Source organism: uncultured Agrococcus sp. (assembly GCF_945915485.1).
GTDB lineage: Bacteria > Actinomycetota > Actinomycetes > Actinomycetales > Microbacteriaceae > Agrococcus.
The window spans coordinates 47,738-53,969 of the sequence record NZ_CAMEFJ010000010.1; the positions used below are offsets into that span (position 1 = coordinate 47,738).

Annotated in this window: 4 protein-coding genes and 1 pseudogene; 1 reads left to right on the plus strand and 4 read right to left on the minus strand. The window is 66.1% G+C overall.

Annotated elements, in window-relative coordinates; genetic code table 11:
• Window positions 1-7 precede the first annotated feature (7 nt).
• The 3 genes from Q0O95_RS03595 to Q0O95_RS03605 form a co-directional block, all read right to left on the minus strand.
• On the minus strand, window positions 8-2,686 hold the full coding sequence (locus tag Q0O95_RS03595) for a DNA translocase FtsK (protein WP_293695353.1): 2,679 nt from the start codon (window positions 2,684-2,686) through the stop codon (window positions 8-10).
• A gap of 79 nt (window positions 2,687-2,765) precedes the next feature.
• The gene (locus Q0O95_RS03600) at window positions 2,766-2,951 is read right to left on the minus strand and encodes a hypothetical protein (RefSeq protein ID WP_293695355.1); all 186 of its coding nucleotides are present in this window, start codon (window positions 2,949-2,951) and stop codon (window positions 2,766-2,768) included.
• On the minus strand, window positions 2,948-3,418 hold the full coding sequence (locus Q0O95_RS03605) for an OsmC family protein (protein WP_293695356.1): 471 nt from the start codon (window positions 3,416-3,418) through the stop codon (window positions 2,948-2,950). Before Q0O95_RS03605 ends, Q0O95_RS03600 begins: the two co-directional genes overlap by 4 nt.
• 219 nt (window positions 3,419-3,637) lie before the next feature.
• Between Q0O95_RS03605 and Q0O95_RS03610 the strand changes: the two genes are divergently transcribed.
• Window positions 3,638-4,963 carry an aminotransferase class III-fold pyridoxal phosphate-dependent enzyme gene (locus Q0O95_RS03610; protein ID WP_293695359.1) on the plus strand — a complete coding sequence of 442 codons (1,326 nt, stop codon included), beginning with the start codon at window positions 3,638-3,640 and terminating at the stop codon, window positions 4,961-4,963.
• Between the two features lie 40 nt (window positions 4,964-5,003).
• On the opposite strand, the pseudogene Q0O95_RS03615 reads toward Q0O95_RS03610, so the two are convergent.
• Window positions 5,004-6,232, minus strand: a pseudogene (locus Q0O95_RS03615) (hypothetical protein); the annotation flags it as partial.

A 6,232-nucleotide genomic window follows, 5' to 3' on the forward strand; every position in this document is an offset into this window, starting at 1 on the left:
ACCCAGGCTACCGATCCCGGTCGGTTAATCCCCAAGCGTCTTCATCCGACTCGCCGTCGACGACCTCGAGCCCGGTCTCATCGAGCGGATCCTCGTAGGGTCGCGAGCTCTCCGACGGCGCTGCCGGTGGTTCGTCCCCGCGCAACTGCGCGAGCACTCGCGGCAGATCTTCGGGTATGACGAGGACATCCCGCGCCTTCGAGCCCTCCGAAGGGCCGACGATCTCGCGCGACTCCAAGAGGTCCATGAGGCGGCCCGCCTTCGCGAAACCCACACGAAGCTTGCGCTGCAGCATCGAGGTCGACCCGAACTGCGTTGTGACGACGAGCTCCGCTGCGGCCAGAAGATCCTCGAGATCATCGCCGATGTCGGCATCGATCTCCCGCTTCTGCGTCACCTGCTGCACGTCTTCGCGGTATTCCGGCTGCGCTTGGCCCGTGACGTGCTGCACGACCCTGTGGATCTCGACCTCGTCGACCCACGCACCCTGCACACGGATCGACTTCGAAGCACCCATCGGCAGGAAGAGCCCGTCGCCCTGACCGATCAGTTTCTCCGCTCCGGAGGAATCGAGGATGACGCGCGAGTCGGTCACGCTCGAAACCGCGAATGCGAAGCGGCTCGGCACGTTCGCCTTGATCAACCCGGTCACGACGTCGACGCTCGGTCGTTGCGTCGCCAGCACGAGGTGGATACCCGCTGCACGCGCTAGCTGCGTGATACGAACGATGGAATCTTCGACATCGCGAGGAGCGACCATCATGAGGTCCGCGAGCTCATCGACGACGACGAGCAGGTACGGATACGGCTTGAGCGTTCGCTCGCTGCCTGCCGGAACCTTCACCTCGTCGGCTCGTACGGCCTTGTTGAAGTCGTCGATGTGCTTGAACCCGAACGACGCGAGGTCGTCGTAGCGCATGTCCATCTCCTTGACGACCCACTGCAGCGCCTCAGCAGCCTTCTTGGCGTCCGTAATGATGGGGGTGATGAGATGGGGAACACCCTGGTACCCCGTGAGCTCGACGCGCTTCGGGTCGACGAGGACCATCCGCACATCGGAGGGAGAAGACCGCATGAGCAGAGACGTGATCATCGAGTTCACGAAGGACGACTTACCGGACCCCGTCGAACCGGCGACGAGCAGGTGCGGCATCTTCGCGAGGTTCGCGACGACGAAGCCGCCCTCGACGTCTTTGCCGATGCCGATCGTCATAGGGTGCTTCGACTGCACCGCAGCTTTCGACCGCAGCACATCGCCAAGTTTGACGGTCTCGCGATCGCTGTTCGGGATCTCGATACCGATGGCGCTCTTGCCGGGAATGGGCGAGAGGATGCGCACTTCGTTCGAGGCGACGGCGTAGGAGAGGTTCTTCGAGAGCGCGGTCACGCGCTCGACCTTCACGCCAGGGGCCACCTCAACTTCGTAGCGTGTTACGGTCGGGCCGCGCGAGAAACCCGTGACCTTCGCGTCGACCTTGAAGTTGTCGAGCACCTGCGTGATAGCGCTCACCATGTCCTCGTTGACCTGCGTGCGGCCCTTGGGCGGATCCCCCTGCGACAGCTCGCCGATCGACGGCAGACGGTATGGGCGATCAGGCAACGGTTTCGCAGCGTCGGCCGCGATGCCCGGCTCGGCGTCCGGCAGCGTCGGCGTCTCGCCCGTTACGCGCTCTACCGCGCGTTCTGCCGCCTCGAGGTCGCCGAGCACCTCGGTCGCGTAATCGTCATCGCCCTCCGCGAACTGCTCGAAAGGATCGAACGAGGCGTCCGGGTCTTTCGTGTTGTCGACGATATCGCCGGCATCCGGCCGATCGAGCACGGACGTGTCTTCCGAGCGCAGCATGGGACTGTCGTACGCGGGGTCGACTTCGCGACCGGTCTTGTTGCGACGCCAGAACGGCAGATTCTCATCGCCCGAGTCTTCTTCGCCCGCGACTCCCGAGCGTCGTTCCTCTCGCTCGCGAGCCCGCTGCTCGCGGGCCTCCTCCTTCTCCTCGTCGCTGAGCCGCTGAAGACCGAACAGGTAGCGGTAGAGGTCGCCGAGTCGTTCGGGAATCCGGGTCGGCGCGGTTCCCGTGATGATGAGCACCGAGACGAGGGCGAGCAGTATGCCGATGATCGTGGCGCCGACGACGGTCGTGAGCGCGACGAGCGGCGCTCCGACGACCCACCCGAGCACGCCACCCGCCTGCGCGAGCACCGGCATCCCCTCTGCCGCATCCGGTGAGCCCAGCATCGCGTGGCAGACGGCGGCTATCGAAACGAGGAAGATCGTGAGGCCGACACCGACGCGGCCGTTGTCGTTGACGGACGCCGGATGCCGGAACATCCAGAGCGCCAACAGGAAGAACACGACGGGGAGCGCGATCGCGACCTGACCGAACAGGCCGCCGATCGTGAAGTTGCTGATGGCGATCGCGACGCTGTTCGTTGGCAGGAACCACTCGACGACCGCTCCCGCGACGGCAAGCAGCGTCAAGAAGAAGGGAACCCCGTCGCGGCGCTCCTCCTTTGCGAGCTGTTCACGACCGAACAGCCTGGCGCCGGCTCCCGTCGTGTGCGCGAGCCCCATCCAGGCGCGCACGAGTACGTTCGGGCGCTGATCGTCGAACAGCACCTTGGTGGCGGCGGTGTCCTGATTGGAGCGCGATTTGCCCTTCGCGTTCTGTTTGGTGGGTGAGGCCATGCGGTCAGGGTAGCGAGCACCCGCGACAGAGCCGGGAAGGCGCGCTCACGCGTGCGCGATTCGCGGCCGCAGAACGCACTCAGGTACGAGCGCGGATGATCGCGGCGGCTTTCTCCCTCGCCCAGTGGTCTGCCGCTGCAGCTCCCGCCAGGCTGAGATCGAACCCGGAGTGCGAGGCAACCGCCTCCGCCGCAGTTTCGACGACGTCGAGCGCCTGCGTGCCTAACGAGCCGGTCAACCCGAGGATCAGGATGCGGCGGGTCATGATGCTTCTCGCACCACGGTCGGTTCGATCGAGACGGGAAACGCGATGCTGTTCGCGATGAAGCAGTCGCGATGCGCGTCGTCATGCACGCGCATCGCCGTTGCCTCGTCTCCCGTGGCGAGGCGCACGTGAGGCCGTAGCGTTGCGCTCACGAGTTTTCCACCCGTGCCCTCGCGCTTGAGCACGGCGCTCGCGTCGTCCTCGTAGCCGGTGACGACGAACCCGTTGCGCACCGCGTGGAAGAGGTAGCTCATCATGTGACAGCCGCTCAGCGCCGCAAGCAGCAATTGCTCGGGGTTGTGCTTGGAGGCATCTCCGTGAAACGCCCTGTCGGCAGAAGCCGAGATCGTGGGGAGGCCATCGACTCGAATCATGTGCTCCCTGTCGAAGTCGCGGTAGCCGGTCGTGCCGAGACCGCGGGACCCTGTCCATTCGACAGTGACGGCGAAATCGTGTTGCGTGAGCACGTCACAAGCGTAGCCGCCGTGCTCGGCCATCCCTTTCGGTCCTCTCCTCAATTCCTACTCGGAGGGCCACAACATCGGCGCCGACGCCGCAGAGGGGCCCGGCCGCTGCCAAAGACCGACTTTTTCGCCCAGCGGACGAGGAGGATGCGGGAAAACCCGGCAGAAGAATCTCGTGTGTTCGACTAGTGCCGGAACGTTCCAGCATGTACAGTCTGACGTATGACTGACACCGCACAAACCACCGTCCGTTCGGTCGTCACGGAGATCCCCGGCCCGAAGAGCAAGCAGATGCTCGAGCGCAAGGCCGAGGCAGTGTCGACCGCTATTCCTTCGAACCTGCCCGTCTTCATCGAGTCGGCCAATGGGGCCACCTTCACCGACGTTGACGGCAACACGTTCATCGACCTCGGCTGCGGCATCGGTGTGACCACGATCGGTCACACGAACGAAGCCGTCGTCGCCGCAGTGCGCGAGCAGGTCGGCCGTCTGACCCACTCGCTGGTCGGACAGACGCCCTACGAGCCCTACGTTCGCGCCGCCGAGCTGCTCAACGAGCTCACCCCGGGCGACCACAAGAAGAAGACGATCTTCGTCAACTCGGGAGCCGAAGCCGTCGAGAACGGCGTCAAGTTCGCGCGCAAGTACACGGGTCGGCGCGGCGTCGCCGTCCTCGACCACGGCTATCACGGCCGTACCGCACTCACCGGCACGATGAACTTCAAGATCGCTCCCTACGCGAACGGCCAGGGTCCTACCGTCTCGGATGTCTTCCACGCTCCGAACTCGTACCCGCTGCGCGACGGTCTCGACGGGGCAGCTGCGGCGAAGCGCACGCAGTGGTACCTCGAGAAGCACGTGGGTGTCGAAGACCTCGCCTGCCTCGTCGTCGAGCCCATCCAGGGCGAGGGCGGATTCATCGTTCCCGCCGACGGCTACCTCGCCGCAATGCAGGAGTGGTGCACGAAGAACGGCGTCGTCATGATCGCCGACGAGATTCAGTCCGGTGTGAGCCGCACCGGTGCAACGTACGCCTCGGAGCTGCTCGGCTGGACTCCCGACGTCGTTCTGACCGCGAAGGGCATCGCGGGCGGTATGCCGCTCGCAGCCGTGACCGGCCGCGCCGAGATCATGGACGCTATGCACCTCAACGGTGTGGGCGGCACGTTCGGCGGCAACCCCGTCTCGTGCGCAGCAGCGATCGCCGTCCTCGAGCAGGTGAAGTCCCTCGACCTCAGCTCCGAAGCCAAGCGCATCGAAGAGGCGCTCGTTCGCCGCCTGAGCGAAATGAAGGACAAGTACTCGGTTATCGCAGAGGTCCGCGGCCGCGGCGCCATGATCGGCGTCGAGCTGGTCGACACCGACGGCGAGCCCGTTGCGGCTGGACCGTTCGCTGCCGAGGCCGGACGCAACGGCGTCATGGCTCTCACCGCGGGCGCTGACGGCAACATCCTCCGCTTCCTCCCCTCGCTCATCATCACGAACGAGCAGCTGGAAGAGGGCATGGACGTCATCGACGAGGCCTTCGCCACCGTCCTGAACTCCTAACGGCGTCTTCGGCGCCCTCGGGCGCATCGAGGCGACAACTTCATAATCGCAAGCGGGATGCTCGGCCGTTCTCAACGAGCCAGCGCCCCGACCCAGAGCAGATCGGCAGTTGCACAGCTCCTCTCAGGAGCGAACGCAGCTGCCGATCTGCCGTATCCAGCAGTGCCACGGGTCGCTCGGCCAGCGCCGCATCGAGAGCGCCCCAGGCTCCCTCCCACTGCGCAGGCGTTCCGACGATGAGGTCGCCCTGGTGCCCCGGCTCGACCCCTTTCCTCAACTCACCGGGGAGCTGTTCCGGCCTGCCGGCGACCACCGCGAGGGGTCCTTCGGGCAGCGGTACGTAGTGCGCAGCGACCGATGGCGTATCTGCCGCCGGCAGTACGAACTGCACGCGGTCGTCGCCGAGCCAGCCGCCGCCGGCCGGCAACTCGGGGACGTGGGGAGCCGTCGCTCCCGCCAGCAGGTGTTCCTGCTTCGTCGGCATTCGCATCACGACGGTGTGCTCAGCGAGTGCGGCGATGGTCGTGAGGGTGCCGCCGACCCTTCTGGCCGTGAGTACGTACGCGGCACCGGCCGCGCCGGCCTCCCGCATCCTTTGCTGCAGCGCCCTGGAGAGGTCGTGCGCGTGCTCGTCACCGGCCTGCATCAGCAGCATGTCGAGGTCGTCGATGACGATGACTCTCGCATCCGGCGTCGAGTCGAGGGCGTCCCCGAGTGCCTCCAGCTCATCGATGAGCATCGCTCCTGCAGCATCGCAGAAGCGCCGTGCCGCGGTCGACTTGCCGCTGGCCGAAGAACCGACGATGAATACGCTGCCGTTGCGCGGATGCCAGCGAATCGCGTCGCGCCGCTGCAGGGCCGGTCGGTCGGCGTAGGCGAAGATGACCGACCCTTCCTCCGCAACCGCCGTCACGCTCTCCGGGGTGATCCGTTCCGGCAGCGGCGGCAGGTACGGATGCCGCGGTTTCGGTCCTGCGAGCGAACGTTGGACGGTCTGCCGGATGTGCTGCTCGCCCGCGAGTGCCGTCTGCGCGATAACGCGCGCGCTGCCGGAGATTCGCACGGCGCAGCGTCCGCGATGCGCGAGGTCGAAGTGCGCAGCGTCGGGAGCACCCACGACCGCGACCGAATCCGGTTCGTCGTTGACCCGCAGGCAGAGGCGCAGACCGCAGTTCGTCATGAGTGCGTCGCGCACCGCATCCGCCGGTCGCTGCGTGCACAGGATCAGGTGCACGCCGAGACTCCTGCCCCGCGCCGCGATGTCGACGA